This is a genomic window from Pararhizobium antarcticum (assembly GCF_001885585.1).
Classification (GTDB): domain Bacteria; phylum Pseudomonadota; class Alphaproteobacteria; order Rhizobiales; family Rhizobiaceae; genus Pararhizobium; species Pararhizobium antarcticum.
On sequence record NZ_LSRP01000076.1, the window covers coordinates 1 to 26,682 of the forward strand.

The 26,682-nt window shown below is 61.4% G+C and carries 21 protein-coding genes and 1 riboswitch; of the genes, 10 read left to right on the forward strand and 11 right to left on the reverse strand.

The window, feature by feature from the left end; translation table 11 throughout:
* The coding region (locus AX760_RS08940) for a transposase (RefSeq protein ID WP_139276435.1) at positions 1-239 on the forward strand (239 nt) is incomplete at its 5' end.
* Positions 240-410: 171 nt separating this feature from the next.
* On the opposite strand, the gene cbiB is transcribed toward AX760_RS08940, so the two are convergent.
* From cbiB to AX760_RS08965, 5 genes are all read right to left on the reverse strand, one after another.
* On the reverse strand, positions 411-1,397 hold the full coding sequence (cbiB, locus tag AX760_RS08945) for an adenosylcobinamide-phosphate synthase CbiB (protein WP_071832539.1): 987 nt from the start codon (positions 1,395-1,397) through the stop codon (positions 411-413).
* A 2-nt stretch (positions 1,398-1,399) separates the two neighbouring features.
* A complete protein-coding gene (gene cobD, locus AX760_RS08950; RefSeq protein WP_071832540.1) occupies positions 1,400-2,404 on the reverse strand; it encodes a threonine-phosphate decarboxylase CobD in 1,005 nt (334 codons plus the stop codon).
* A complete protein-coding gene (locus AX760_RS08955; protein ID WP_071832541.1) occupies positions 2,401-3,699 on the reverse strand; it encodes a cobyrinic acid a,c-diamide synthase CobB in 1,299 nt (432 codons plus the stop codon). Before AX760_RS08955 ends, cobD begins: the two co-directional genes overlap by 4 nt.
* Complete coding sequence (gene cobA / locus AX760_RS08960; RefSeq protein WP_071832603.1) at positions 3,696-4,535, reverse strand: uroporphyrinogen-III C-methyltransferase; 840 nt, start codon at positions 4,533-4,535, stop codon at positions 3,696-3,698. The genes AX760_RS08955 and cobA overlap by 4 nt, the downstream gene beginning before the upstream one ends.
* A gap of 136 nt (positions 4,536-4,671) precedes the next feature.
* On the reverse strand, positions 4,672-5,109 hold the full coding sequence (locus AX760_RS08965; protein ID WP_071832604.1) for a cobalamin biosynthesis protein: 438 nt from the start codon (positions 5,107-5,109) through the stop codon (positions 4,672-4,674).
* Between the two features lie 366 nt (positions 5,110-5,475).
* Between AX760_RS08965 and AX760_RS08970 the strand changes: the two genes are divergently transcribed.
* The gene (locus AX760_RS08970; RefSeq protein ID WP_071832542.1) at positions 5,476-6,261 is read left to right on the forward strand and encodes a TSUP family transporter; all 786 of its coding nucleotides are present in this window, start codon (positions 5,476-5,478) and stop codon (positions 6,259-6,261) included.
* 12 nt (positions 6,262-6,273) lie between these two features.
* On the opposite strand, the gene cobO is transcribed toward AX760_RS08970, so the two are convergent.
* From cobO to cobU, 4 genes are all read right to left on the reverse strand, one after another.
* The gene (gene cobO, locus AX760_RS08975) at positions 6,274-6,918 is read right to left on the reverse strand and encodes a cob(I)yrinic acid a,c-diamide adenosyltransferase (protein ID WP_071832543.1); all 645 of its coding nucleotides are present in this window, start codon (positions 6,916-6,918) and stop codon (positions 6,274-6,276) included.
* A 51-nt stretch (positions 6,919-6,969) separates the two neighbouring features.
* A complete protein-coding gene (cobN, locus tag AX760_RS08980; protein WP_071832544.1) occupies positions 6,970-10,755 on the reverse strand; it encodes a cobaltochelatase subunit CobN in 3,786 nt (1,261 codons plus the stop codon).
* 193 nt (positions 10,756-10,948) lie between these two features.
* Entirely contained in the window at positions 10,949-12,016 is a 1,068-nt protein-coding gene (cobW, locus tag AX760_RS08985) for a cobalamin biosynthesis protein CobW (RefSeq protein WP_071832545.1), read from the reverse strand.
* A gap of 2 nt (positions 12,017-12,018) precedes the next feature.
* Entirely contained in the window at positions 12,019-12,543 is a 525-nt protein-coding gene (gene cobU, locus AX760_RS08990; RefSeq protein ID WP_071832546.1) for a bifunctional adenosylcobinamide kinase/adenosylcobinamide-phosphate guanylyltransferase, read from the reverse strand.
* A gap of 148 nt (positions 12,544-12,691) precedes the next feature.
* Positions 12,692-13,088, reverse strand: a riboswitch (cobalamin riboswitch).
* A gap of 128 nt (positions 13,089-13,216) precedes the next feature.
* Here cobU and AX760_RS08995 point away from each other — a divergent pair.
* Complete coding sequence (locus AX760_RS08995; protein ID WP_071832605.1) at positions 13,217-15,010, forward strand: chloride channel protein; 1,794 nt, start codon at positions 13,217-13,219, stop codon at positions 15,008-15,010.
* A gap of 6 nt (positions 15,011-15,016) precedes the next feature.
* On the opposite strand, the gene AX760_RS09000 is transcribed toward AX760_RS08995, so the two are convergent.
* A complete protein-coding gene (locus tag AX760_RS09000) occupies positions 15,017-16,471 on the reverse strand; it encodes a cobyric acid synthase (protein WP_071832547.1) in 1,455 nt (484 codons plus the stop codon).
* A 259-nt stretch (positions 16,472-16,730) separates the two neighbouring features.
* Between AX760_RS09000 and AX760_RS26465 the strand changes: the two genes are divergently transcribed.
* From AX760_RS26465 to bmt, 6 genes are all read left to right on the forward strand, one after another.
* A complete protein-coding gene (locus AX760_RS26465; protein WP_087149200.1) occupies positions 16,731-16,874 on the forward strand; it encodes a hypothetical protein in 144 nt (47 codons plus the stop codon).
* A 790-nt stretch (positions 16,875-17,664) separates the two neighbouring features.
* Entirely contained in the window at positions 17,665-18,663 is a 999-nt protein-coding gene (locus tag AX760_RS09005; protein ID WP_071832548.1) for a glycine betaine ABC transporter substrate-binding protein, read from the forward strand.
* Between the two features lie 316 nt (positions 18,664-18,979).
* Positions 18,980-19,885 carry an ABC transporter permease gene (locus AX760_RS09010; protein ID WP_071832549.1) on the forward strand — a complete coding sequence of 302 codons (906 nt, stop codon included), beginning with the start codon at positions 18,980-18,982 and terminating at the stop codon, positions 19,883-19,885.
* Complete coding sequence (locus tag AX760_RS09015) at positions 19,878-20,930, forward strand: quaternary amine ABC transporter ATP-binding protein (protein WP_071832550.1); 1,053 nt, start codon at positions 19,878-19,880, stop codon at positions 20,928-20,930. Before AX760_RS09010 ends, AX760_RS09015 begins: the two co-directional genes overlap by 8 nt.
* A 204-nt stretch (positions 20,931-21,134) precedes the next feature.
* Entirely contained in the window at positions 21,135-22,469 is a 1,335-nt protein-coding gene (locus AX760_RS09020) for an O-antigen ligase family protein (RefSeq protein ID WP_071832551.1), read from the forward strand.
* 89 nt (positions 22,470-22,558) lie between these two features.
* On the forward strand, positions 22,559-23,578 hold the full coding sequence (gene bmt, locus AX760_RS09025) for a betaine--homocysteine S-methyltransferase (RefSeq protein WP_071832552.1): 1,020 nt from the start codon (positions 22,559-22,561) through the stop codon (positions 23,576-23,578).
* A gap of 69 nt (positions 23,579-23,647) precedes the next feature.
* On the opposite strand, the gene AX760_RS09030 is transcribed toward bmt, so the two are convergent.
* Positions 23,648-24,667 (reverse strand): glycosyltransferase family protein, encoded by a 1,020-nt coding sequence (locus AX760_RS09030; RefSeq protein ID WP_071832553.1) that lies wholly within the window; start codon positions 24,665-24,667, stop codon positions 23,648-23,650.
* A 266-nt stretch (positions 24,668-24,933) separates the two neighbouring features.
* Here AX760_RS09030 and AX760_RS09035 point away from each other — a divergent pair, with 266 nt between their 5' ends.
* Positions 24,934-26,646: an O-linked N-acetylglucosamine transferase, SPINDLY family protein gene (locus AX760_RS09035; protein ID WP_175552036.1), complete on the forward strand. Its 1,713-nt coding sequence runs from the start codon at positions 24,934-24,936 to the stop codon at positions 26,644-26,646.
* Positions 26,647-26,682: the final 36 nt, after the last annotated feature.

Genomic DNA, 26,682 nt, shown 5'->3' on the forward strand with positions numbered 1-26,682 from the left:
TCTTCGCAAAGGGTCAGAAGAAGGCCAGACCAGGTCTGGCAACTGAAATCGTCAAGCGATCCGATGCGGCCAAAGGCTTCGAGTTGTTGCCACGCCGATGGGTTGTCGAGCGAACCTTCGCATGGCTCGGACGATGCCGTAGACTGGCCAAGGACCTCGAAAACCTGTCAAGAAATGCGCTTGCCTTCCTCAAATTAGCCTCCATCCGCCTCATGCTGCGAAGGCTATGTTCAAAATGAGAAAGTGTTCGGACGGACTCTTACGCATGTATCCCCTCCGAATTTAAACCACCTTATTACTGGTGTCCCAACACGGCACAGAATATACAACACCTATAATCATACAAGTTTAAGCGAAATGGAAAATTTTCACCTAAAAAATTCCATAAAATGATAGCAAAACAAGCAACGTCAGCTCAACATGAAAGCAATAGGAACAAGAACTGCTACCGTTGCGGCCAGCACCGTACACGCCGCGTAAAAAACCGAGATGGCCTTTTCTATGTCGACGCCGGTCGCATCTGTTCGCCCTGCACCGTTGATCATCGGCTCGGAGACGAGGATGCCGGCATAGAGCCTCGGACCCGCCAATTGCATGTCCAATGCACCGGCCATCGCCGCTTCCGGCCAGCCGGAGTTCGGCGAGCGATGCAGGCCATGATCGCGCAGGCCGACATTCAGCGCATTGCGGGCCGCATGGCGACCGAGCCTCAGCCAGGCCCCGACCGCAAACAGCAGCACGGACAGTCGGGCCGCCGGCAGGTTTGCAAGATCGTCCAGCCGCGCCGAAGCCCATCCGAAATGCAGATATTTTTCGCTTTTGTGACCAATCATCGAATCGGCCGTGTTCAGCATTTTATAGGCAAGCAATCCCGGCAGCCCGAGGAGCGCATACCAGAAGGCCGGCGCTACGACCCCGTCGGAAAAATTCTCCGCGAGGCTTTCGATTGCCGCCCGGCAGACGCCGGGCACGTCGAGCGTCTCCGGATCGCGGCCGACAATCATCGAGACAGCCTTTCTGCCGCCGGCGAGCCCGTCGGTTCGCAGACCGTCAGCCACGCGCTGAACATGATCGCCAAGGCTTTTTTGCGCCAGAAAGATAGCCACGACAATTGCCTCTGCGAACCAGCCGAAAAGCCCCATCGTCGCGAACAGGCGGTGAAGAACAAAGCCGGCGCCGATGCTGAGCAGAAGCAGAAAGACGATGCTGATGACGCCGCTGATCCGAAGCGCATCGTCGCTCAGGCGCTTGCGGTTGAACGACCGATCGCACCAGCCGATGGCCGCCCCGAACCAGACGACCGGATGCGGCACCCTGCGCCACAGCCAGTCGGGATCGCCGACCAGCCGGTCGAGGAGAAGGGCAGCGACAAGCACCAGGAGAATTGCAATCGACATGATCAAAGGCCCGACGTTCGAAGCGCATCGGCCAGACGTGCATCCCCGGCCGCATCCGGCGCAAGCCCGATGCGCAACCAGCGGGCCTCGTAGTCGAAGCGCCGCGTCAGGATCTGCGCCCTGCAGAGATGGGTGTGCAGGTCAAGCGCACGGTCATGCTCGATCAGGCTGAAGAGCCCGGTACCACCTGAAACCGTCAGCCCGGCCTGATGCAGGACACGATCGAGAGCCGCCTTGCGCGCCACCAGCGCGGCCTTGATCGTCGCCGCCGATCCGTCGGTCATCTGGGTCGTCGCCAGAAACAGCGCCGGCCCCGAGACCGCCCAGGGGCCAAGCCAGTCGCGGAACCGCTCGGTCACCGTCGCGTCTGCAATGACAAAGCCGAGCCGCAGGCCGGCGAGGCCGAAGAATTTGCCAAAGGACCGAAAGACGATCAGGCCGGTCATCTGAGGCCGGTCTCGAGCAACGCTCAGATCTGGCTGCTGATCGCCAAAGGCTTCGTCGACGACGAGCATGCCGCCATGCCCGACGACGACGCGGCGGAGATCCTCGACCGCGGACGCGGTCAATGTCCGGCCCGTCGGGTTGTTCGGGTTGACCAGCACGACGAGGCCGTGATCACTGGAAACTTCATCTTTTGACGCGATCACGTCGATCGCGAAGCCGGAAGCCGTGAAGCAGCGGGCATATTCGCCATAGGTCGGGCCGAAGATCGCGATACGCCGCCCTGGTGTCGCCAGCCGCGGAAGCAGCTGGATGACCGATTGTGTTCCCGGAACCGGCAGCGGCAGGTGATCACCCGTACCATAATAGAGTGCAGCGGCCTGCATTGCCGCATCGACAAGGTGCCGGTCCGGCAGGCGGTGCCAGACGCTTGCCGGCACATCCGGAAGGGGCGGAGGACACGGATTGATACCGGTCGACAGGTCGAGCCAGTCCTGCGGCTGGCCGCCGAATTGCGCAGCCGCCTCGGTCACGCCGCCGCCATGGACGATCGTGCCGCTCACGCGGTGACCGCCATATCGATCAGGTGCATGAAGGAGCCGGCAACGCAGCCGCGCTGGAGACCGGCCGGGCCGACGATCTCGCCTGCCGCATCGACCGTGTCGAACAGCCGGTCGGCGTCTCCTTCGGAAACGATCGTTGCATAGTGAAACTCGTGCGCCATCAGAGGGCCGTCGAAAAAGCTGCGATTGCGGGGTGTGGCCCGGCGATAACCGAGATGCCGCTTGCGTTCGGCAAAACTCGTGACCAACGGCAACAGCCCCAGCATGCCGTAGCGTTTGCCATCCGCAGCGACAAGCCCTTCCCCCAGAGTCATGTAGCCGCCGCATTCTGCGAAAATCCGGGCATCACGGTCCCGTGCCGCCAGCATCCCGGCATGGAATTGACGCGCACCGGACAAGGCGCCGGCGTGCAGCTCCGGATAGCCACCGGGCAGATAGACGGCATCGGCCTCCGCCTGCGGCGCCTCGTCTGCCAGAGGCGAAAAGAACGAGATGTCGCAACCCTGCCGGCGCCAGTCGCGCAGGAGATGTTCATAACAGAAGGCAAAGGCGACATCGCGTGCCACGGCAATCCTCTGGCCCAGCGGCTTGAGGCCGGCAATGGCGGTAGCATCCGGACGCCCCGTCCCCGCGAGCGCAAGGATCGCATCGAGGTCGCATCCACCGGAGACGCGGGACGCGGCATGTTCGATGAAGGCATCGAGTTCACCGTGCTCGCTCGCCTGCACCAGCCCGAGATGGCGTTCGGGCAGCTTCATCCGGCTGTCCAAGCGGACGACACCGAGCACCGGCATATGGATCGCGACCAAGGCATCGCGCAGCATTTTCTCATGCCGGTCGCTGCCGACCTTGTTGAGAATGACGCCGGCGACGCGAATATCGGCGCGATGGCCAGCATAGCCCCTGACCAGCGCTGCCACCGACTGCGCCATGCGCCCGCAATCGACGACCATGATGACGGCGAGATCGAGCACGCAGGCGAGATCGGCGGGCGAGCCGGTGCCATCGACCGATGCGTCATGGAGCCCCATCATCGCCTCGACGATGAACGCCCGGTCCCGACCTGCGGCTTCACCGGCATTGAAACGCAGGAGTTCGGGGCGCATCGCCCAGGGATCATAATTGACGCAGGGCGCACCACTGGCCGCGGTGTGAAAGGCCGGATCGATATAGTCTGGCCCGGCCTTGCCGGGTGCAAGGGCGACGCCGCGATTGCGCAGCGCGCGCAGCAGCCCGAGCGTGATCGTCGTCTTGCCGGAACCGGACGAAGGAGCCGCGATCAGGACACCACTCATGCCGGATCCTTCAACCCTTGCCGAAGCGGGTCGGCGTCGAGAACGCGGCCCTCCAGCGCACCAAGCCAGTCGAGCGCGCTGCGCAGTCGCACCACCTCGCCGACCACGACAATCGCCGGCGGCGCCAGCCCGGCGGCCATGACGTCGGCCTCAGCATTTTGCAGCGTGGTTTCCAGAACCGTCTGTTGCACAGTTGAGGCGTTGCAGACGAACGCCATGGGCTCATCCGGCGCGCGCCCGGCAGCGATGAGCTTGGCGGTGATCTGGCCGATATGTTTCATCGCCATGTACATGACGATGACAGGCGAGCCCTTGGCGATCGCATCCCACTGGATCCGGTCCGGCACGACGCCTGCCGAATCATGGCCGGTCAGGAAGGTCACGGCATGGGTGACCTCGCGGTGCGTCACGGGTATGCCGGCATAGGCAAGGCCGCCGATACCCGCCGTCACGCCCGGCACGATCCGGAACGGAATGCGGTTTTCAACCAGCGTCAGCGCCTCCTCGCCGCCACGGCCGAAGACGAACGGATCGCCGCCCTTCAGCCGCAGCACGCGGTGGCCGGCCCGCGCCAGTTCGACCAGGCGCAGCGAAATGTCACGCTGCTTGGGCGATGGTTTGCCGCCGCGTTTACCGGCGAACTCCAGGACGGCGCCCGGCTTGGCCATGGTCAGGCAGTCGGCATTGACCAGCGCATCATGGACGATGACATCGGCCTGGCGCAGCGCATTGACGGCATGGAGCGTCAACAGTCCGGGATCACCAGGACCGGCGCCAACAAGCCAGACGGAGCCTTTTTCCAGAACAGGCAGGCCTGCAAATAGCGCGTCGCTCATATCGGCCACCGGCCATTCCCAAGCGTCCCGGCCCGACCTGATTCAATCTGTGAACAACCGGATTCAACCTCTAAACAATCCGTCACATCTGCCTGAAAAGAATCGGAATTCAACGCACCGGCAAGCAAGACATTCATCACGCGCTCATCTCGCAATCGACCAGTTCCAGACGGACAACCGCTGCGGTCGCGTGCGCAGACCGGATCTTCGGCACGACGAGTTCCGCCATTGCACCGGCACAGGCAAGCGCGGAGGCTTCGGCCACGCCATGGCAGCCGGTCAGGGCGAAGATCCGCTCGGACGGAGTATGAAGGCGCGGCGTTTCCGCTTCGAGAATGCTGGCGTGAAAAAACCGCGATGGAACGGCAAAGTGCAAAGCTGCGGCCTGTATGGCCGGTTCGCCCCTTCGGCTCTCAAGGGACGCGATGCAGGTCAAGTCCGAGCGCTGAGCACCGGCAAGGGCCAGCACGTTTTCAGCAAGCGCGATGATCTCGTCAGCCGGCGTGCCACGCGCGCAGCCGAGGCCGAGAACGAAGCGGGCCGAACCGGGCCGATCAATAGTTGCCACCTGCATGAAACATCCGCCTCCCTTCGTCGCATCCATACGAAACGCCGGGAGCCGCGCGCAGTCTCCTGCCCGAAGCCGTCTGGACAGCACCGGATGAAGCCCCCTGACTGGGTCGGCCGCACCGGACGCTCTTTCAGCCCTTGCAAAGGGCACCGTCGCACGTCGGTGGAGTTTATCGAACCCGGCAGGATGGGTCAAACCGGTTTGCGCCATTGCCGAGGCCGGAAACGCCATCCGCATCGGCTATGCCCCGGTAATATCGGGGGGAACATTGCGGGGAAGATCGGCAACCGGCCTTTACAGTCTGCGACGCACTCTGCCAGAAAGGCGCGCGCCTTGCGTCAACCACCCTCCGGTCATGAGTCCTCTCCCTTGCCAGATCTCGCTCTCCATATTCTCGTCTTCCTGTTTGCCGCAGCTTTTCTTGCCGGCTTCATCGATTCGATCGCCGGTGGTGGCGGCATGATCACCATACCGGCCATGCTGATTGCCGGCATCCCGCCTTTGGAAACACTTGGCACGAACAAATTGCAGTCGCTGTTCGGGTCGGGCTCGGCCAGTCTCGCCTATGCGCGGCGCGGCCATGTGAACCTCGTCGAGCAGCTTCCGATGGCGGCGCTGGCCGTGCTCGGCGGCGCCGTCGGCGCGGGTCTCGCCACGATCGTGCCCGGTGATGTCTTGAAGATCCTCCTGCCATTCCTTTTGATCGCCATTGCGCTCTATTTCGGCTTCAAGCCGAACATCAGCGACGCCGACCGGACGCGGCGAATAACACCGTTTCTGTTCGGCCTGACCTTCGTGCCGCTGATCGGCTTCTATGACGGGGTTTTTGGCCCGGGCACCGGATCCTTCTTCATGCTCGGTTTCGTGACGCTGGCCGGTTTCGGCGTTCTGAAAGCCACGGCCCACACGAAGTTTCTCAACTTCGGCTCCAACATCGGCGGCTTCATCGTGTTCGCCCTCTATGGCGTTGTTTTATGGAAGACCGGCCTGATCATGGGCGTCGGCCAGTTCATCGGCGCACAGGTCGGCTCGCGTTTTGCCATGAAGAACGGGGCCAGGATCATCAAGCCGTTGCTCGTCGTCACCTGCATTGCGCTGGCGATCAAGCTGCTCTCCGATCCCGCCCATCCGATAAGGCTATGGATGGGCGTATAGTCCGGCAAGGCATCAATATTCGACGCCGACCTGTGCCTTGATGCCGGAGCGGAAGGGGTGTTTCAGCAATTCCATCTCCGTCACCAGATCGGCGATCTCGATCAGTTCCTCCTTGGCGTTGCGTCCGGTCAGCACGACATGGGTCATGTGCGGCTTTTCCTCGGCAAGGAAACGCACGACCTCGGCAATGTCGATATAGTCGTAGCGCAGCGCGATGTTGATTTCGTCGAGCAACACCATGGAATTGCGTTCGTCGCGGATCAGTTCCTTGGCCTTCTCCCAGGCTGTCTGCGCCATGGCGATATCGCGGCTCCGGTCCTGCGTTTCCCAGGTGAACCCCTCGCCCAGCGTGTAGAACTGGCAAACGTCGGCGAAATGCTTCTCGATCAGATTGCGCTCGCCGGTCTCCCAGCCGCCCTTGATGAACTGGACGACGGCGGACGGCATGCCATGGGCGATGTGGCGGAAGATCATGCCGAAACCGGCGGTCGACTTGCCCTTGCCCTTGCCGGTATTGACGATGATCAGGCCCTTCTTGTCCGTCTTCGTCGCCATGATCTTTTCACGCGCCGTCTTTTTCTTCGCCATCTTCATGGCGTGACGGGCTTCGTCATTGGCCACAGGCGCCTCAATGGCCGTGATGTCGTCTTCGCTCATGGTCTTGTTCTCCCAAATATGTCTGTGCACCGCTCGCCGGCTTTTGTCTTGTCAGGCCGCGGCATCGGTGCGACTGCGCAGATCGAACCGCGCCGAATTCGACCGTGGCGTCCAGAGGCCCCGGTCGATCGCCTCCATGAGCTTGTCGGTCATGTCGCGGAATGCGGCCGGGTTCTTGTCTTCCATGAAGCGGCGAACCTTGTCATCCAGCACGAAGGCGCGGTAGACCGCCTCGAAATGATGATCGCGCACCGCGCCGGTGGTCGCTGCGAAGGCGAACATGTAGTCGACGGTTGCGGCGATCTCAAAGGCGCCCTTATAGCCATGGCGCATGACGCCGGCGATCCATTTCGGATTGACAACACGGCCGCGCACGACGCGCCCGATCTCTTCTTCCAGAGAGCGGATGACCGGCTTTTCCGGACGCGAATGATCATTGTGATAGATCGACGGACGGTTGCCGGCGAGCGATTCGACAGCCAGGCTCATGCCGCCCTCGAACTGGTAATAATCATCGCTGTCGAGCAGGTCATGCTCGCGGTTGTCCTGGTTCTGGACGACGGCCTCGACCGATTTCAGCCGCTCCTCCAACAGGCCGCGCTCGGCCTTGCCATCCTCGCCGGCGCCATAGGCGTAACCACCCCAGGTGAGATAGGCCTCGGCCAAATCCTTCTTGTCGTCCCAGCCCTTTTCGTCGATCAGCGCCTGCAGGCCCGCACCATAGGCCCCGGGCTTGGCACCGAAGACGCGGTAGGACGCGCGCCGCGCGGCCTCCTTGCCATCGACACCTTCGGCGACAAGACGCGCGGTCTCAACCCGCATGCGGGCCGCGATCATGTTGTCGGCATCGTCTTCGTCCAGCCCGCCGACAGCCCGGATCGCGTTGTCGAACAGGGCGATCTGGTCGGGGAAGGCATCGCGGAAAAATCCGGAAATCCGCAGCGTCACGTCGACACGCGGCCGGCCAAGCAGGGCGAGCGGTACGATCTCGTAGCCGGTGACGCGGCGTGACATCATATCCCAGACCGGTTTGGTGCCGATCAGTGCCATCGCCTGGGCAATATCGTCGCCACCGGTGCGCATGTTGGATGTGCCCCAGGCGGTCAGGCCAAAGGAGGTTGGCCAATCGCCATGATCCTGCAGATAGCGGCGGATGAGCAGCTCGGCGGATTTCTTGCCGAGTTCGAAGGCGGCCGGCGTCGGCACGGCCCGGCTGTCGACGGAATAGAAATTGCGCCCCGTCGGCAAGACGTCCGGTCGCCCGCGTGTCGGTGCGCCGGAGGGGCCAGGCGGAACGAAACGTCCGTCGAGGCCGGTGAGCAAAGCCGCGATTTCCGCAGGGCCGGACTGGACGATGGAGGGTTTCAGGCGGGTTTCGACTTCGTGCAGAACCGCGCCTGTGGCGATCCACGCCTGCGGGCACGGCAGGACGCCGGAGACAAATTCGGCGGCCAGAAGCTCAATGCGCTCGACTGTATCGCCGGCGGTCCGCCAGGGGGCGTCGGATAGGTCAGCGAGAATGGTCGGCTTCGGCCCCGCCCAGGGATCGGAGAGGACGCAATCGAGCGGATCGAACGGAAGACACCCCAGCCCAGCCTCTGCCGAGGGGTTTTCATTTGTGAACGCATCGGCGGAAATCGCCCGCTGCAGGCTCTGGTCACCGCCTTCGCTCTGCCCGCGCGGCACCCGTGCCAGGGAAACCGTCAGGTCCGTCAGCAAACGGCCTTCCGGTGCAACGCCGAACACATGCAGGCCGTCGCGGATCTGCAGTTCCTTCAGGTCGCAGAGATAGGCATCGAGCTTTTCCAGCGCCTTGTCCTCGCCGTCCGTGCCCGCAATGCCGGCATCCTGATCGAGGCCGATGTCACGCACGAGGTCGAGGATCTGCTTGCTGAGCAGACGCAGGCGGCGCGGATCGCTGCCGGCAGCGTCGTAATATTCATCGACCAGTGCTTCCAGATCCTTCAAAGGCCCGTAGGATTCGGCGCGTGTCAGCGGCGGCGTCAGATGGTCGATGATGACGGCGGCAGTGCGGCGCTTGGCCTGCGTGCCCTCGCCCGGATCGTTGACGATGAACGGATAGAGATGCGGCATCGGCCCGAAGATCGCTTCCGGATAACAATTTTCCGACAGCGCCAGCGCCTTGCCCGGCAGCCATTCGAGATTGCCGTGTTTGCCCATGTGAATGACGGCATGGGCACCGTAGGCGATGCGCAGGAAGGCATAGAAAGCGAGGTACCCGTGCGGCGGCACGAGGTCCGGGGAATGGTAGGTTTCCTTCGGATCGATATTGTAGCCCCGCGCCGGCTGGATACCGACCAGCGTTTCGCCAAAGCGCGCTAGAGGCAGCGCAAAAGATCCGTCCCGGAAGAAGGGATCCGTTTCCGGAGCCCCCCAACGGGCCGCAACCGCATCCTGAATCTGAAGTGGAAGAGACGCGAAGAACGTCTTGTATTGACTCAAGGAAAGCGTCTCGCGGATCTCGCGATCCTGCCTTGCATCATTGGTCGGGCCTGCCATCAGATGCGTGATCAGGGCATCGCCATCGGCGGGGATCGCGTCCACGGGATAACCCGCGGCGCGCATCGCACGCAGAACTTCGATCGTGCCGGCCGGCGTATCAAGCCCGACGCCATTGCCGAGACGGCCGTCGCGGTTCGGATAATTGGCCAGGATGATGGCGACGCGACGATGCTCCGGCTCTGTCCTGCGCAGACGCGCCCAGTTGGCGGCAAGCCGGGCGGCAAACAGCACGCGGTCGGCGAGCGGCTCATGGCCGACGATATTGGCTTCCACGTCCGGATCATAGATCGCCGCCGCCTTGAAGGAGACGGCCCGCGACAGGATGCGGCCATCGACCTCCGGCAACGCCACATTCATCGCCAGATCCCGTGCCATCAGGCCCTGCGCCGAGCCTTCCCAGGCCTTGCGCGACGAGCCGGAAAAGATCACCTGCAGCACCGGCGCATCGGTGAATTCGAGCACCGTCGGCTTGCGATCGGCACCCGGCGCAGACACGGCAAAACCGGTGGCGTTCATCACCACGTCGGGCGAGGCCTCCGAAAAGATCGCTTCCAGCGTTCCGACCGAAACCGAATCCTTGAGGCTCGAAACGAACACCGGCAGCACCGCCATGCCTTCCGCCGAAAGCGCCGCAATCAGCGCTTCGACCGGCTTCGTCTCGCCGCTCTGGACAAGGGCACGGTAGAAGGAGATGGCGACAACTGGCTGCGGCTGTGCGGCCGTGTTGGACGCGGAGAGTTTGCGCCAGGCCTCGACACCGATAACGCCGGTGCCCGGCCACCAGATGCCGGCCTTCAGCAGCGGCGATGCCGGCTGGGGTCTTTCCGCCCCGCCGATCAGCGCGTCGCCATAGTCAAGCAGGCGCGCCATGTTGTCGGCACCGCCCTCGTTGAAGTAGGCCCACATGGCGGCCCGGTCTTCAGTGCCGACCGTGGAAAACGGCTCGAGACCGGGATCAGGCTTGTCGCAGCCCGGCAGCACCGCGATCTTGAACCCATGGGTCACCGCGGCAGCATACAGGGCTTCGAGCACATAGTGGAAATAGCTGGCCCCACCCAGCGGTCGCACGATGATCAGTTTGGCATGCCGCGCCGTGCGCTCGACATAGGTATCGACCGACATCGGATGTTTGAGGGTCAAGAGGCTGGCGACGCGCAGGCTGGACGATGCCTTCCGCACACGCTGGGCACCGGCAATCGACGACAACTCCGTATCGGCGGCCGACAGAAACAGGATATCCCCCGGCGACTGGCCGAGATCGATCGCCTCCTCGCCATCGGTGATCGTGCCCTTCTGGGCTAGAAGAAGGTGCATAGTGCCTCCAAAGGGCCGTGATACCCCCCTCTGTCCGGTCGGCCATCTCTTCCACAAGGGGGGAGATCGACGACGCCAAGCCTGGTTTCGAAAGGAAAGTTTACAGCGAAAGATCGCAGTGCACGCCCGATCTCCCCCCTTGCGGGGGAGATGTCACGAAGTGACGAAGAAGGGCGAGCCACGATCACCATTCTCAAACAACCGCCGCTTCGATCGCGGCACGAACGGCCGTCTCGTCCATGTCGTGCAGGCCGATGACGACCAGCCGGGTCCGGCGAACCTCGCCGGCCGCCCAGGGGCGATCGAAATACTGGTCGATGCGGGCGCCGACGCCCTGGATCAGCAGACGCATCGGCTTGCCCGGCACATCGGCAAAGCCCTTGATGCGCAGAATGTCATGCGCCACGATGACGGTCTTCAGCGTCTCGATGAAGGCGACCGGATCGGCAAGCGGGCCAAGTTCGACAACAAAACTCTCGAACTCGTCGTGATCGTGTTCCTCGCCGGCCTCGTGTTCCATTTCGTGATGGGACTTGCGGTTGGCGATGTCGGCTTCGGTGCCGACGCCAAGACCGAGCAGGATGGCGGCGGACACCTCGCCGTGCTTCGCCTCGATCATCGTCGGCTTGCGGCTGGTGCGCGCAGCGACCTCGCCGCGCACGAACAAAAGGCCAGCCGCATCAAGCAGGTCGGTCTTGTTGAGAACGATCAGGTCGGCTGCAGTCAACTGGTCCTCGAAAAGCTCCTCGATCGGGCTTTCATGATCGAGATTGTCGTCCTCGACACGAGCCGCATCGACCTTGTCATGGTCGTCGGCAAAGCGGCCGGCGGCAACGGCGGCACTGTCGACCACGGTAATGACGCCATCGACGGTCACCTGGGTACGGATGTCCGGCCAGTTGAAGGCGGCAATCAGCGGCTGCGGCAATGCCAGCCCCGATGTTTCGATGACGATGTGGTCCGGGCGGTTTTCGCGCTCAAGCAGCTTTGTCATTGTCGGGATGAAATCGTCGGCGACTGTGCAGCAGATGCAGCCGTTCGTCAGTTCGATAATGTCGTCCTCGCTGCAGGCGTCCGCACCGCAGCCCTTCAGCACGTCACCGTCGACGCCGAGATCGCCGAACTCGTTGATAATGAGCGCGATGCGACGGCCGCCGGCGTTCTGCAGGATATTGCGGATCATCGTCGTCTTGCCGGCGCCGAGAAAGCCGGTGATCACGGTGGCCGGGATCTTGCCGTTTCCAGCCTTTGCGAGTGTCATGGTCAACCCTTCATTTTCAGCGGCAGTCCGGCCGCAATAAAGTAAACTTCCGCGGCCTTTGCCGCGACGATCTGGTGCAGCCGGCCGGCATGGTCGCGAAAATCGCGCGCCATGCGGTTGTCCGGCACGATGCCGAGGCCGACTTCGTTTGAGACAAAGATGAGTTTCGCCCTTGCCGTCAGCATATGGCCGGCGAGTTGGGCAAATTCCGCCGCCATGTCACGCTCTTCCATCATCAGATTGGTAACCCACAGCGTCAGGCAATCGACAAGGATGACCCGATCCGGCGTGTCGATGGATTTCAGGCCGTCGACAAGCGCCAGCGGCTCCTCGAGCGTCTGCCATTCCCCCCCGCGCCGATCGCGATGCTCGGCAATCCTTGATGTCATTTCGCCGTCCCAGGCTCTCCCGGTCGCGACATAATGCATGGCAAGCCCCGACGCCGTCACCAGCGCTTCGGCAAATGTGGATTTTCCGGAGCGGGCGCCGCCCAGAACGAGGACGGATCCGGTCTCTGACGATATCATGATGCAATTCCGCCGTCAGTCGATGGCACGGACAGAGGCAGACGGTGTTTTAAACAGGCGCGTGTTTTTTGTCGCGCCCACGCGCAAACCGGGTGATAGAGCCATGACAACCTCCGTGCTGGCATCGGGAACGTCCCGCAGGCGGGCATTATGCCCTTGTCGGATGGCAGGTCTCCTGGCTCACGGGTCTACGCACCCAAGGGTGCGAACGGGTTCGCCTCGCCTTCCCGGAGTCTTCAGGCCGGATTGCTAACCGCAATCGACAGGCATCACGAAGAGGTGGACGATTCGTAGACAAAGAGGCGTCCGGCCCCGGCTGATCATGATGCCACTCCAGTGGCTTTTCCGGTTGGGCCTGCGCCTGCGACATGCCGCACCATGCGACATTCCCGAAGGATCGGCTTTCCCGGATGGCGAACCCTGACCGCTCTACAGTCGCGGGGTCGGCTGCGATAAGAGTGCCCGATCTGGGTCCACCCTGTCACATTCCCATTTACTCCCGCAAAACAGAGCGCTCTGCGGGAACCATCCAATGGGTCGATGATTATGGGTGGCTTGTGGCAAAGTCAATCGCATTGGCGCCGCAGCGCATTCCTCCGATCGCAACTTGATCAGCGCGGCGATGACGATTACGAGAGATAGCATTCTGAAAGGCGGACTGCGGATGCCCAAGATTCTTGCGAAACTCGATCTGCGTCGGCTTGGTTATGTGTCTCTTCTGTTCGATATCGGACGCCTGCGCGCATTCGCACGCCGCAGCGAAGTTGGACTGGTGGCCGCAGGCATTGTCGTCGGCGTGATCGCCGGGCTTGCAGTCACTGCGATGAGTTTCATTGCCAGCCGCATGCATGGCCTTGTCTTCGGCATCGGCGACACCGAGAGGCTGAGCTCCAGCGACCTCGACGGCGATATCGCGGTTCTGATGGCGCCCATTGTCGGCGGTATCATTCTTGGTCTCCTGATGCTGTCGCTTGCTTCCTGGCGCAAGAAACCGATGGTCGATCCGATCGAAGCCAATGCGCTGCATGGTGGACGGCTTTCGCTGACGGACAGCATCATCGTCGCCGTCCAGAATCTCATCTCCAACGGGTTCGGCGCATCCGTCGGGCTCGAGGCCGGCTATACGCAACTGGCGTCCGGCCTTGCCTCCAAGCTGGGGATTACCCTTCAACTGCGCCGCTCGGACCTGCGGACCCTGGTCGGCTGCGGCGCCGCTGGTGCCATTGCGGCGGCGTTCAATGCGCCGCTTACAGGTGCCTTCTATGCGTTCGAACTGATCATCGGCACCTATACGATCCTGTCGCTGACACCGGTCGTCGTCTCGGCTCTGGTCGCCAACCTTGTGGCAAGGCTGCTCTCCGACAGCGATTTCACCATCGATGTCGGAACCTTCGGCGCCGTGGTGCCGGCCGATTATCTGCCCGCTCTGCTGCTCGGCGTCTTTTGCGCCGGCATGGGCATTCTCCTGATGAAAGCCGTGTCGGCCGTCGAGGGCCTGGCGCGCCGCAGTTCGATCCCGGCGCCGCTGCGCCCCGCGATCGGCGGCATCGTGGTTGGTCTTCTCGCGATGATTTCACCGCAGGTTCTCTCGGCCGGCCATGGTGCCCTCCATCTGAACCTTGACCACTCGATGACAATCCCAGCGCTTATCGGCCTGTTCCTGTTGAAATCCTTCGCCTCGGCGGTATCGATCGGTTCGGGCTTTCGCGGCGGCCTGTTCTTCGCATCGCTGTTCATGGGCGCGCTTCTCGGCAAGCTTTTTGCCTATTGCGCGCCGTTCATCTTTGCCAATGCCACCCTGACGCCGGTGATCTACGCGGTCGTCGGCATGAGTTCGCTTGCGGTTGCCGTCATTGGCGGACCGCTGACCATGACCTTTCTGGCCCTGGAGATCACCGGCGACTTTCCCATTACGGCGCTTGTCCTGGCAGCATCGATCACCTCGTCGCTCGTCGTGAGAACAACATTCGGCTATTCGTTTGCCACCTGGCGCCTGCACCTGCGCGGCGAGAGCATCCGCAGCGCGCACGACATCGGCTGGATCCGGAACCTGACCGTCGACCGGCTCATGCGCTCGGATGTGCGCACGGTCAGCACCGACACAACGCTGGAGGCCTTCAAGCAGGATCACCCGCTCGGCTCGAGCCAGCGGGTGATCGCAGTGGATGGCAACAACAAATATGCCGGTATCATCATCGTGCCGGAGGTCTTTGCCGATCCCGTCGAAACCTCCGGAGCGAACGAAAGCCTGGACATGTTCATTCACCTGAACAACGATTTCCTCGTCCCCAACATGAATGCGAAACAGGCCGCCGCCCTTTTCGACAAGACCGGCAACGATGCCCTTGCCGTGGTCAACAATCTGATCGAGCGGCGTGTCGTCGGTCTGCTGACGGAAAGCCACACGCTGCGCCGTTACAGCGAGGAACTTGACAGGCGACGTCGGGAAGCCTCCGGCGAGATCTGAACGTCGTCAGGACATCAGCGCGTCGATCCAGGCGGAATCCAAAACCGTTTCCAGTTCGACGGCAATCGCGTCGAGCGCGTCATCGACGCTCTGGCGGTAGTTGTGGCCGCCACCGACAATGCCGAAGCTGGCCAAAAGTGCCGCGCGGTAGGCATCGCTTGCAAACAGCCCGTGCAGATAGGTGCCGACGATGCGGCCATCGGCCGACATTGCCCCATCGTCGCGCCCGTCGATCGACACCGGGGCGCGGATGCAATCGGGACCGGTGGTGAGGCCGAGATGGATTTCGTAGCCCCTGAGTGCCACATCATGCTGCAGCGACCAGGCGCTGACATTGCGCACCGTCTTTTCCGGAGCCATTACCGTCGTGACATCGAGCAGGCCGAGGCCATCGATGACCTGAAGATCGCCTTCGATGCCCAAGGGGTCGGTGACCTGCCGCCCCAGCATCTGATACCCACCGCACACGCCGATGACGCCTCCGCCGCGGCGGACATGGGCTTGCAGATCGCGATCCCAGCCCTGAGCCCTGAAATCACGGAGATCGGAAAGCGTCGATTTGGAGCCGGGTATGACCACGAGACCGGCATCGACGGGCAGGTGTTCTCCCGGCGGCACGAAGACGAGGTCGACATCCGGCTCGGATGCCAAGGGGTCGAGATCGTCGAAATTGGCGATCCGCGACAAAATCGGCACGGCGACCTTCAGCGCCTTGCCGGTTCCACGGGTCAGCTTGTCGAGAACCACCGAATCTTCCGCCGGTAGGCGCGCCGCACTCTTCAGCCAGGGCACAACGCCAAAACACGGCCATCCGGTGTAGCGCCCGATGGCCGCGATACCATCGTCGAACAGCGACACGTCGCCGCGAAACTTGTTGATGAGATAGCCGGAGATCATCCGGCGGTCTTCGTCGGACAGGATCGCATGGGTGCCGACCAGCGACGCAATCACCCCGCCCCGGTCGATATCGCCGACAAGCACGACCGGCACCTGCGCGCGGGTGGCAAAACCCATATTGGCGATATCCCCTGCCCGCAGGTTGATTTCGGCTGGCGAACCCGCGCCTTCGACGACGACGAGGTCGGCACCCGAACAGATGGTCTCGAAGCTGTCCATGACGGCACCGAGCAGTTTCGGCTTGAGGGCCTGATAGTCGCGGCCGCGCGCCTGGCCGGCAACCTTGCCCTGCACGATGATCTGGCTGCCCGTCTCGGACTGCGGCTTCAGCAGCACCGGGTTCATATGCACGGATGACGGCACCCGCGCGGCCATCGACTGCAGCCACTGCGCCCGGCCGATCTCGCCCCCGTCATCGGATACTGCGGCGTTGTTCGACATGTTCTGCGGTTTGAACGGCCTGACCTTCAAGCCCCTGTTTGCGGCAAGCCGGCAGAGCCCAGCCACCAATACCGTTTTTCCGACATCCGAGCCGGTTCCCTGAAGCATGATCGTCTTTGTCATGGCAGCGTCTTTACCAGCTGCGAGACCCCAAGCAAAGCCTTGCCCTGCCGCAATTTCGCCACGATCCCCACGGTTTTTTCACGCTGTATTTCACCCTGTTTCAAGCCTTGTGACGCTTCCTGCTTTCATCGGTCAAAATGCGACATTGCATGGCGAGTTTGATTGTTGTTTTGCGCCATATCTTGCGTATATCAGCGACATGTCTTCACGGCGCGCAGGCAGGCACCGAAACCCGCGCCACACCCAAGGTCACAGTCCGATGTTGTTCATCTTCAGCAAGCCAAATTTCGTCCAGATCGCCTGGAATTCGATCGTTCCGGACAGCCAGTCGCGCGTCCGCAACACGGTCATGACCGCGCCGATCGGGCCGCTCGGTTTTATCCGCACGCGCAGCGTCGGCTAACCGGCGTCGATCGTCCTTGAAGCTTTAAACCGCATCGCGAAAGCGACGCGGTTTTTTTTGTGCCATGAAGGCGACAGAGCGGATGTGCCGCGCGCGCCGCCATCGGTTCCAAAACGCGAAAACCGCACCAACCCCATCCGGGATCGTGCGGTCTGCCAAAAAACACATGGCTTCTTCAAAATACGCGAAGATCGCTCCGACCCGGGACGCAAAACCTGATCCGGGCGGGCGGCAGTTGTCCCCCGCCGCAGGAGAACAATTAGCCTGACATCGTTACCGGATGGTTAGTGAGAGATGAATCAAAGATGAATTTGGGCTTTTTTCGAGATTTTTTTTAAAGACGTAAAAAAACACCCGACGGCGCATTCGGGACAAAAAACGTCTGCAACGAAACGGGCAGAACACCACGATTGAAGGTGAAGGCGGGATTTGCGGCAATTGTAGGCCGCGATGCTCAAAAATATTGCCGCAGCAAGGCAAATCAACAGCTTGTGCAAGTCTTCCAGGCGGCAGGCGAAAGCCCGGTATCGCTTCGATTGAATTCCGGAGGTTGATTTCTGCGGAGGAACAAATAGGCTTAAGGGCATACGGTCAAAAGAGAGCGGGTTGGCGACAGGGTTCCGCGACCAGACAAAAAAGCTCTACGACCGTTGCAGCGGGGGCGACATGCGGCCCTGCCCGAAAGTGCGCTCCCTTTCGCTGCGAAGTTCATCCATTTGGGCAGCCGGGACGGCAGCATCCCGCCTTGCCTCCAGATTTTTTGCTGCATTAAGACTGGGAGGTCTTAAACATGAAGAAGCTCCTCGCTTCCACCATCCTCGCCGCCAGCGTCTATGCGCTTGCGGGTTCAGCATCGGCCGCAGAGTGCGGCGACGTCAGCATTGCGGAAATGAACTGGGCATCGGCAGGCGTCGCAGCCCATGTCGACAAATTCATTCTTGAAAATGGTTATGGCTGCACGGCGACCCTCGTCACCGGCGACACCATGCCGACCTTCACGTCGATGAACGAAAAAGGCCAGCCGGACATGGCTCCGGAAATGTGGGTCAACGCCGTGCGCACCCCGCTCGATGCGGCCATCAAGGAAGGTCGCCTCATCGAAGCGGCGAAGATCCTCAACGAAGGCGGCGTCGAAGGCTGGTGGATTCCGAAATTCCTCGCCGACGCAAATCCTGACATCAAGACCGTTCAGGACGCCCTGAAGCGTCCCGAGCTCTTCCCGGCCCCCGAAGATGCGTCGAAGGCTGCCGTCATCAACTGCCCGTCGGGCTGGAACTGCCAGGTTTCGACGGCCAATCTGTACAAGGCGCTGGGAGCCAAAGAGGCCGGGTTCGAACTGGTCGACACCGGATCGGCTGCGGGCCTGGACGGCTCCATTTCCAACGCCTTCAGCACGCAGAAGGGCTGGCTTGGCTATTATTGGGCTCCGACCGCCATTCTCGGCAAATATGAAATGACCCGTCTGAGCTTCGGCGTGGACAATGACAAGGCCGAATGGGACGCCTGCACGGCCGTTCCGGATTGCGCCGCCCCCAAGGTCAATTCCTATCCGACTTCGGACGTCTTCACGGTCGTAACCAAGGCATTCTCGGAAAAGGCCGGCGTCGCCATGGATTACGTCAAGGCCCGCAACTGGGACAATGGAACCGTGAACAAGGTTCTGGCCTGGATGGACGAGAACCAAGGCACCAACGAAGATGCAGCAAAGCACTTCCTGGAAACCTATCCGGACATGTGGACCAAGTGGGTTGCGCCGGATGTTGCCGAAAAGGTCAAGGCAGCTCTGTAAGTGAAAATAGAAAGGCAGCGGGTCCACGGATCCGCTGCCTCTTTTTGCACAACGACGAACGTGGAATGCAGAGAAGCTGACTTTGGTCGCAAACAACAAAGTGGAGATCGTGCCGATCTGCGACGTTCCCGCCCACAGGCATCCGCTTCAGATGCCTGCCTTTCCAAGACAAGACTGACTTCCGACGCCGTTCGTCCGGCGTGAGGGGACAAGACACCGGGGTCCGCAGAGACCAGCGAAAATCCGTACAGGGCAGATCCGATCTGTCCGATGACACGGCCGGTTGATAAAATTTCCGGTTAAAAAGGGGAACGACATGGCGTGCACTTTGTTGCCAGACCTATTTTGTGAATTTCCGTCCTTGGACGACACGACCATCCGCATCGCGCGAAAAAGTATTGACGATGGCTTCAAGGGACTTGTCCGCGCCTATACCAATGCCATCGATGTGCTCGTGCAGCCGCTCCAGGTGTTTTTGAACTTTCTGGAAAATCTTTTCGTCAACTCACCCTGGATCATCATCCTCGCGGTCATGGTGGCGATCGTCTATTATGGCAGTCGGGACATCCGCATCACACTCGGCACCATTGCCTCCATGCTGGCCATCGGACTTGTTGGCCTCTGGAACGACACGATGGTGACGCTTGCGATGGTTACGGTCTGTACGCTGATCGCCATTCTCGTCGGCATTCCGATCGGCATCCTGATGGCCCGCTCCGAGCGTGCGCAGTCCATCATCAACCCGGTCCTGGACGTCATGCAGACAATGCCCAGCTTCGTCTACCTGATCCCGGTCGTCATGATCTTTGGCATCGGCAAGGTTCCTGGCCTGATCGCCGTCGTTATCTACGCCGTTCCCCCGATGATCCGTCTGACCAATCTGGGCATCCGGCTTGTCGACAAGGAAGTGCTGGAAGCGGCAGACGCCTTCGGTTCGTCGCAATGGCAACGCCTCAAGAACGTCCAGATCCCGCTGGCCTTGCCGACCATCATGGCCGGCATCAACCAGACCATCATGATGTCGCTGGCCATGGTGGTGGTCGCATCAATGGTGGGCGTCGGCGGTCTCGGCCGAAATGTGCTGCAGGCGATCAACAACCAGTTCTTCACCGTCGGCTTCCTGAACGGCTTCGCGCTCGTCGCGATCGCCATCATTTTTGACCGGACCAGCCAGGCCTATGGCAAGCGGCTGCAGAAGCATTCGGAGGTGATCCATGGCTAGTCACGCAATCGAGGTCAAGAACCTCTACAAGATCTTCGGTCCGCAAGGAAAACAGTATGTCGACCAGGTCAAGGCAGGCCTTGGCAAGACCGAACTCAACGAAAAGCACGGTCACGTGCTCGGCCTCCAGGACATCAATATCTCCATGCCCGCCGGTGGCGTGATGGTGGTGATGGGCCTGTCGGGTTCCGGAAAATCGACCCTCATCCGGCATATCAACCGGCTGATCGACCCGACGGCCGGCGAAGTGCTCTATGACGGTGTCGACGTCTGCAAGATGAACGAAAACGACCTTCGCGAATTCCGGCGGCATAAGACCGCCATGGTCTTCCAGAAGTTTGCGCTTCTGCCGCACCGCACGATCATCGAGAACACGATCTATGGCCTGGAAATCCAGGGCGTGCCGGATGCGGAAAGCCGCAAGCGGGCCCAGGAATGGATTGAGCGTGTCGGTCTCAAGGGTTTTGAGAACCACTACCCCAACCAGTTGTCAGGCGGCATGCAGCAACGTGTCGGTCTGGCGCGCGCACTGACCAATGATGCCGATATCCTGTTGATGGACGAAGCCTATTCCGCGCTCGACCCGCTGATCCGTGTCGACATGCAGACGGTGCTTCTCGACCTGCAGAAGGAACTGAAGAAGACCGTCGTCTTCATCACCCACGATCTCGACGAGGCCCTGCGCCTCGGCGACAAGATCGCCGTCCTGCGCGACGGCAAGGTCATCCAGCAGGGGAGCGGCCAGGATATCGTGCTGAAGCCGGCCGATGAATACATCACCGCCTTCGTCAAGGAAGTGAACCGTGGCCGGGTGATCAACGTCGAGACCATCATGAAGCCGCTCTCTGGAAACCCGGAAGGCATTCCGGTGGTTATCGGAACCGTGCTTGAGGCTGCCGCCCGGATGATGACGGTTTCCAACCACACCACCGCGCACGTGGTGACGGTCGACGGCAAGGCGGTGGGATCGATCGATCTGTCCACGATCATCTCCGCAATGGTGACACCGATCGGCCATGAACCGGCATTGCAGGCCGCCGAGTAGCCGCTCTTTCGCCAGACAAACGGAAGGCATCCGGCAACGGGTGCCTTTTTTGTTTGGCGCCGGCCGGGCGAACGCGTTCACCGGCGGTTAACCATATCGCGGCATGGTGGAAACTCGGGCTGAACATCGTTCGCAGCTTCTGCCATCACGGAAACCGCCCGCTGTCTTCGCCATTGGGGCGCTCCATATGCAAGCCATGTATCAATGACCATGCAGACCTACCATCCGGCAGCGCCCATGTCGCTCGAGGCGAACGAACACCTGAAAGCCAGGTTCCTCAAGACTTTAGCCGCCTTCCTGTCGGGCGCCGGACTGTTCCTCATTGCGCTGACGCTGATCCCGTTTCAGGGCGTGGTGGCAGTCGATCTGAGTTCCGGCAATGAAGGCAACATCATCAATCAGGTCGGTTATCTCGGCCTGGGCGTCGTTTACCTCGCTGCCATGCTGCTGATCGTCGAGCGACGGACGATGGTGCGCATCCTGTCGCCAACCTGGCTCCTGATCTTCGGCATCGCCTTCATCTCCTGCCTGCAATCCTATGATCCGACCGCTTCGGCGCGCGGTCTCATGCTCAGCCTGGTGGCGATGATTCTCGTCGCTGGCGTTCTGGTTCTGCCGCGCAGCGAGGAGGATTTTGTCAACGCCGGCGCCAACGCCATCCTGCTGCTTGTTCTTATCGACTATGCCGCTTTGTTCATCGTTCCCGATCGTGCCATCCATTCCGCCGCTGGCGGCGAGCCGTGGCATGCCGGTTTCTGGAAGGGGCACCTGCTGCACAAGAACGTGACAGCACCGGTTTTTTCCGTGCTCTGCGTCTTCGGTATCTATTGCTTTCGCGCCGGGGCACGGGTGCGCGGCGCGCTTATTGCGCTCCTGGCGATGAATTTCGTTCTGCACACGGGATCCAAGACCACCATCGGATTTTTGCCGATTGCCATCCTCTTTGTGCTGGGCGGTCGCGCCGTCGGCAGGCCCGGTCTGATGATCCTCGGGCATTTCCTCTTCACCATCCTCATTTTCGCGCTGACGCTCGGAACGATCTATTCGGATCAGTTGCTGGCCGTAACGACCGCACTCCTGGACGATCCGACCTATACGGGACGCGATGCGATCTGGCGTTTTGCCAGCACCAGCATTCCCGATCATCTCTGGGCTGGCCATGGTTATGCCAGCTTCTGGTTGTCGCCGGTGATCCGGGGGCTTGAGGCCGATTTCGAAGCGACTTGGGACGTCCGGGGCATTGTATCCGGGCACAACAGCTATCTCGACGCCGTCCTCACCTTCGGCCTGCCGGGCGGTATCGCCATTATCCTGCTGTTGTTTGTCAAACCGTTCTACGACTACGCCCGCGCCAACCAGCGCGCCGGCAATCGCCATTTTGCGGATTTCTGCATCATGGTCGTGATCTTCATGACCTATAACAGCATGATGGAGAGCTTTTTCCTCAATCGCGCCGATCCCATGTGGCTGCTGACGGCCGTTGCGGTTTACGGTCTGGGGCTTGCCGCCCGCCTTGGGGTGCGCGGCCCACCCCGATGACCGGCTGCTGGCCAGCGCCTTCAAAATGATTGCAATCACATAAAGACATCTTTATATGTTATTTCAACACGACAGTTGAGGATATGACCATGAGCGCCGCTGCAAACCCACTTTCCGACCTCCTTGCCGAAAAAGGAGTTCTGCTCGCAGACGGCGCGACCGGGACCTCGCTGTTTGCCATGGGCCTCGAAGCAGGCGAAGCACCGGAGCTCTGGAACGAGACCAGGCCGGAGAACATCACCAAGCTCCACCAGGATTTCGTCGATGCCGGCGCCGACATCATCCTCACCAATTCGTTTGGCGGAACCCGGCATCGCCTGAAGCTGCACAATGCGCAGGATCGTGTTTTCGACCTCAACAGGAAAGCCGCCGAGATCGCCCGCGCCGTTGCCGACAAGGCGCCGCGCAAGGTGATCACCGCCGGCTCCGTCGGGCCGACGGGTGAACTGCTGATCCCGCTCGGCGCCATGTCCTATGAAGATGCGGTCGCAGCCTTTGCCGAGCAGATCGAAGGCCTGAAGGCCGGGGGTGCCGAAGTCGCCTGGATCGAGACGATGTCGTCTGCCGATGAGATCCGCGCCGCGGCCGAAGCGGCTGTCAAACTCGGCATGCCCTATGTCTACACGGGTTCGTTCGACACGGCTGGCAAGACGATGATGGGCGTACATCCGCGCGATTTCCCCGCTGTCGCCAAAGACATCGGCGATGGTCCGGTGGCGGTTGGCGCCAATTGCGGCGTCGGCGCATCGGACATCCTGTCCTCGCTGCTCGACATGACGGACGCCGATCCGAGTGCGACGATCGTCGTCAAGGGCAATTGCGGCATTCCGGAATTTCGCGGTTCGGAGATCTACTATTCCGGCACGCCACCGCTGATGGCCGATTATGCTCGGCTCGCCCGTGACGCCGGCGCGCGGATCATCGGCGGCTGTTGCGGCACGTCCTGCGAACATCTGGCGGCGATGCGGGTCGCGCTGGACGACTATACGCCCAGCGAGCGTCCGACGGTCGAAACCATCATCGCCCGTATCGGCCCGATGCGAAACAAGACAGCCAATGAGGGTCCGACCAGCGCGCCGCGCGAACGCACCGGTCGCCGCAGGCAGTAGTCATCAGGCCAGGCAAGCGGCGGCGCGCATCGCGACGAACCGCCGAAAGGCGTAGCATAGGCTGTGATCTCAGGCCGCGACAGCGGCCTGGAAGAAGCGAACATACCGTTCCTTCAGTCCTGGCTGTACGCAGTCGGTCAGCATCAGCGCGATCTGGAAAATAGTGTCGAGATTGGCTTCACTCTCGATCAGCTCGACCAGGTAGCGCGTCGTCTCATCGAACTTCCCCCCGTCCGCGCGCACATCCCGAACGAAGGTGGCAAGCGCGATGCGACAGGTCATCATCAACGCACTCTGCCGCTCTGCTGCCGAAAGCGGCAGGGAACCGCGCATCAGGAGAATATAGAGGTCGACAAAGGTCAGCAGCGCCCAGAAATCCTCTGCTGTGTCCGGCAGCCCGACCATGCGATAGAGGAACAGCTTGGTATCATCAATGCTCTTCTGTTGCGCCCAACGGCCCATATCGTAGCGGTACACCATCGAGGGATCGTGGACCATCCTGCCGCAGGCAAACAACGATAGACAGAGCGCCCAGTCGCAATAGCCGCCGCGGGTCGGGTGCGCTGTATAGAACAGTTCCAGCAGCGGCTTGAACAGGCTGGTGCGATAGATGCTGTAATAGATCGTGTTGTTGCCCTTGGCTTTCTCATTATATTCCATAAGCCGCATGTCCGCCGCATCTGCATCGATGGTGAAGCGTTCGGTGCGGCCAACGCCGCCATCCAGTGTCCACAACTGCGTGCGCGGCCGGACGCCGACAACATCGGCAGGCAAGCTCGACAGGTCGACCCTCGCCGCACCCTCGAGAAAATGCACCTCGTCATCATCGCCCATCGGCAGAAGAAACGGTGTCTCCACCCGGGACAAGGCGTTCATCATGTTGAACATCGGGTCATCATTGTCCGGAACGACATAGACGAGGCGCGCAGAACACCCTTCAAAGCAGGCGCGTTTTTCCGGATCGCGGGAATTGTCCGAAAGAATAAGGCGCGCATCCGTCGCCTCCGCATAGGCCAGCGCGCTTTCGATGGCCCGCCGCGAGCGCTTGAGATCGCGATTGCTGGGCATGCAGATGGACAATTGGGGCATGGCGACTTCCAGACGATACGGGGCACGGAAACAATTGGACGCAAACGATCGGCCGAAGGGTGGCCCCCAGAGGAGGCTTTCCGTTCAGGACGTGACCATCGACCTGATTCTTGAAGCTGCCCGTCGGCCCGAGAATATCTGCCAGCCAATGGCTGCGTCAGGCTTGCGCCCCAGATACTGTCCAGACAGGGAATCCAGTTTTGCCCCAGCCTGATCGGCTAGAAGCAGGCAACCAGTCGCAATCCAGCCTTTCGGAACCCATGTCGATGATCCTTCAGAATGCCCTGAAAAGCTATCATGCCGGCAAATATCGCCAGAGCCTGACACTCCTGTCCCCCCTGCTTGCCAAGTCGGACGCGGGGCTGCAAACCGTACTTCTCGCCGCCCAGTGCCACGCCAAGGCCGAGCAATATGCCGATGCTGCGCACTACTACGGAAGGGCATCCGAGGCCGATGGCGGCAAGGAGCCGCTGTTCAAGACGCTGGCAGCAGCGATGCTGATGCGCACGAACGAATCGAAACAGGCCCTGAAGGCTGCCCGGCACGCCGCACGCTCCGGCGACTTCAACAGCGATGGCGAGGAAGCATACCGACGCTGCCTGCACAATTACCTCTGCCTCGAGGAAGCCGCGATCGAGGACCAGCGTTTCCTGCAGAAGCTGAAATCCGGGGAGCCTGCCTTCTTCGCCGTCGAAAACCCGTTCGACCACATCAGCTGGTGCGCAGACGAAAGCATCAATGCCAGGTTGACGCGCATCCAGAAAGGCAAGGCGTTCACAGCACAATCGCGGGCCGCACGTCGCGCCCAGCCGCATGTCTATGAAGACAAGATCCGCATCGGCTACCTCTCGAGCGACTTCTCCGACCAGCACGCAACGATGCGACTGTTTCAGGGCGTCATCCTACGCCACGATCCTGAAAAATTCGAGGTCACGCTGTTCTGTCACACCGAGCAGAAGGTCATCGGTACGGACAAGGGCATGCGCCGCAAATATGGACGGCTCATCCCGATCAGCCATCTGAGCGACGAGAAGGCGGCGCAATTGATCCGCAAGCACAAGATCGATATCCTCGTTGACCTGAAAGGCCATACGAAGGGCGCCCGCGTCGATCTGATCAATCTCGGGCTGGCGCCGATCCAGGTCGCCTATCTCGGCTTTCCCGGCAGCGGCAACGGGATCGACTGCGACTACGTGATCAGCGATCCGATCGTCACGCCCGACAGCAGCAAGCCGCATTATCACGAGAAACTCTGCCGTTTGCCGGAAAGCTATCAGTCGAACGACGACACCCATCGCGCCCTGACGCCTGCCGCAACACGCGCCGAGGCCGGCCTGCCGGAAACCGGAATCGTCTTTGCCTCGTTCAACGCGATCCGGAAAATCACCCCGGCCACTGCCCGTCTGTGGGTGACAATCCTGAATTCAGTGCCGGACAGCGTCCTTTGGATGATGTGCGAGAACGAATTCGCCCGCGACAATTTCCTGCAATATGTGACCGACGAGGGCCTCGACGAGAGCCGTGTGATCTTTGCGAAATCCTTGGCCTACGACCTACACATCGCCCGCCTGCAGGCCGCCGATATCGGCCTCGATACCTTTCCCTATAACGGTCACACGACGACATCCGACAAGCTCTGGGCTGGACTGCCGGTTGTCACCATGAAGGGCAGTCATTTTGCATCGCGCGTGTCGGAAAGCCTGCTGACGGCGCTCGCCGTGCCCGAACTGATCGCCGCAGACGCCGCTGGCTATGTGGCGCTCTGCAAGACACTCGCCAGCAATCCCGATCAGCTGAAAGCGATCCGCGACAAACTGGTGGAAAATCGCTTCTCAGCGCCGCTCTTCGATACCGAGCGCTTCACCCGCCATCTCGAAGACGCCTATATCCGGATGATCGACCGGGAAAAGGCCGGACTGGAGCCGGACCACATCGACGTTCCGGCCCGCCCGGCGCGAACCGCACCGTTCCGGAAGTAGCGGTCAACAGACCTCCAGCCGACAGAGACAGACAGG

Coding starts and splice junctions, on each gene's coding strand:
- AX760_RS09005 (WP_071832548.1), top strand. CDS start 17,665: ATGAAGAAGCTCCTCGCTTCCACCATCCTCGCCGCCAGCGTCTATGCG.
- cbiB (WP_071832539.1), bottom strand. CDS start 1,397: ATGTCGATTGCAATTCTCCTGGTGCTTGTCGCTGCCCTTCTCCTCGAC.
- AX760_RS09035 (WP_175552036.1), top strand. CDS start 24,934: ATGATCCTTCAGAATGCCCTGAAAAGCTATCATGCCGGCAAATATCGC.
- AX760_RS26465 (WP_087149200.1), top strand. CDS start 16,731: ATGTTGTTCATCTTCAGCAAGCCAAATTTCGTCCAGATCGCCTGGAAT.
- AX760_RS09000 (WP_071832547.1), bottom strand. CDS start 16,471: ATGACAAAGACGATCATGCTTCAGGGAACCGGCTCGGATGTCGGAAAA.
- AX760_RS08955 (WP_071832541.1), bottom strand. CDS start 3,699: ATGAGTGGTGTCCTGATCGCGGCTCCTTCGTCCGGTTCCGGCAAGACG.
- cobU (WP_071832546.1), bottom strand. CDS start 12,543: ATGATATCGTCAGAGACCGGATCCGTCCTCGTTCTGGGCGGCGCCCGC.
- AX760_RS09010 (WP_071832549.1), top strand. CDS start 18,980: ATGGCGTGCACTTTGTTGCCAGACCTATTTTGTGAATTTCCGTCCTTG.
- cobA (WP_071832603.1), bottom strand. CDS start 4,535: ATGAGCGACGCGCTATTTGCAGGCCTGCCTGTTCTGGAAAAAGGCTCC.
- cobN (WP_071832544.1), bottom strand. CDS start 10,755: ATGCACCTTCTTCTAGCCCAGAAGGGCACGATCACCGATGGCGAGGAG.
- cobW (WP_071832545.1), bottom strand. CDS start 12,016: ATGACACTCGCAAAGGCTGGAAACGGCAAGATCCCGGCCACCGTGATC.
- AX760_RS09015 (WP_071832550.1), top strand. CDS start 19,878: ATGGCTAGTCACGCAATCGAGGTCAAGAACCTCTACAAGATCTTCGGT.
- bmt (WP_071832552.1), top strand. CDS start 22,559: ATGAGCGCCGCTGCAAACCCACTTTCCGACCTCCTTGCCGAAAAAGGA.
- AX760_RS09020 (WP_071832551.1), top strand. CDS start 21,135: ATGACCATGCAGACCTACCATCCGGCAGCGCCCATGTCGCTCGAGGCG.
- cobO (WP_071832543.1), bottom strand. CDS start 6,918: ATGAGCGAAGACGACATCACGGCCATTGAGGCGCCTGTGGCCAATGAC.
- AX760_RS09030 (WP_071832553.1), bottom strand. CDS start 24,667: ATGCCCCAATTGTCCATCTGCATGCCCAGCAATCGCGATCTCAAGCGC.
- AX760_RS08965 (WP_071832604.1), bottom strand. CDS start 5,109: ATGCAGGTGGCAACTATTGATCGGCCCGGTTCGGCCCGCTTCGTTCTC.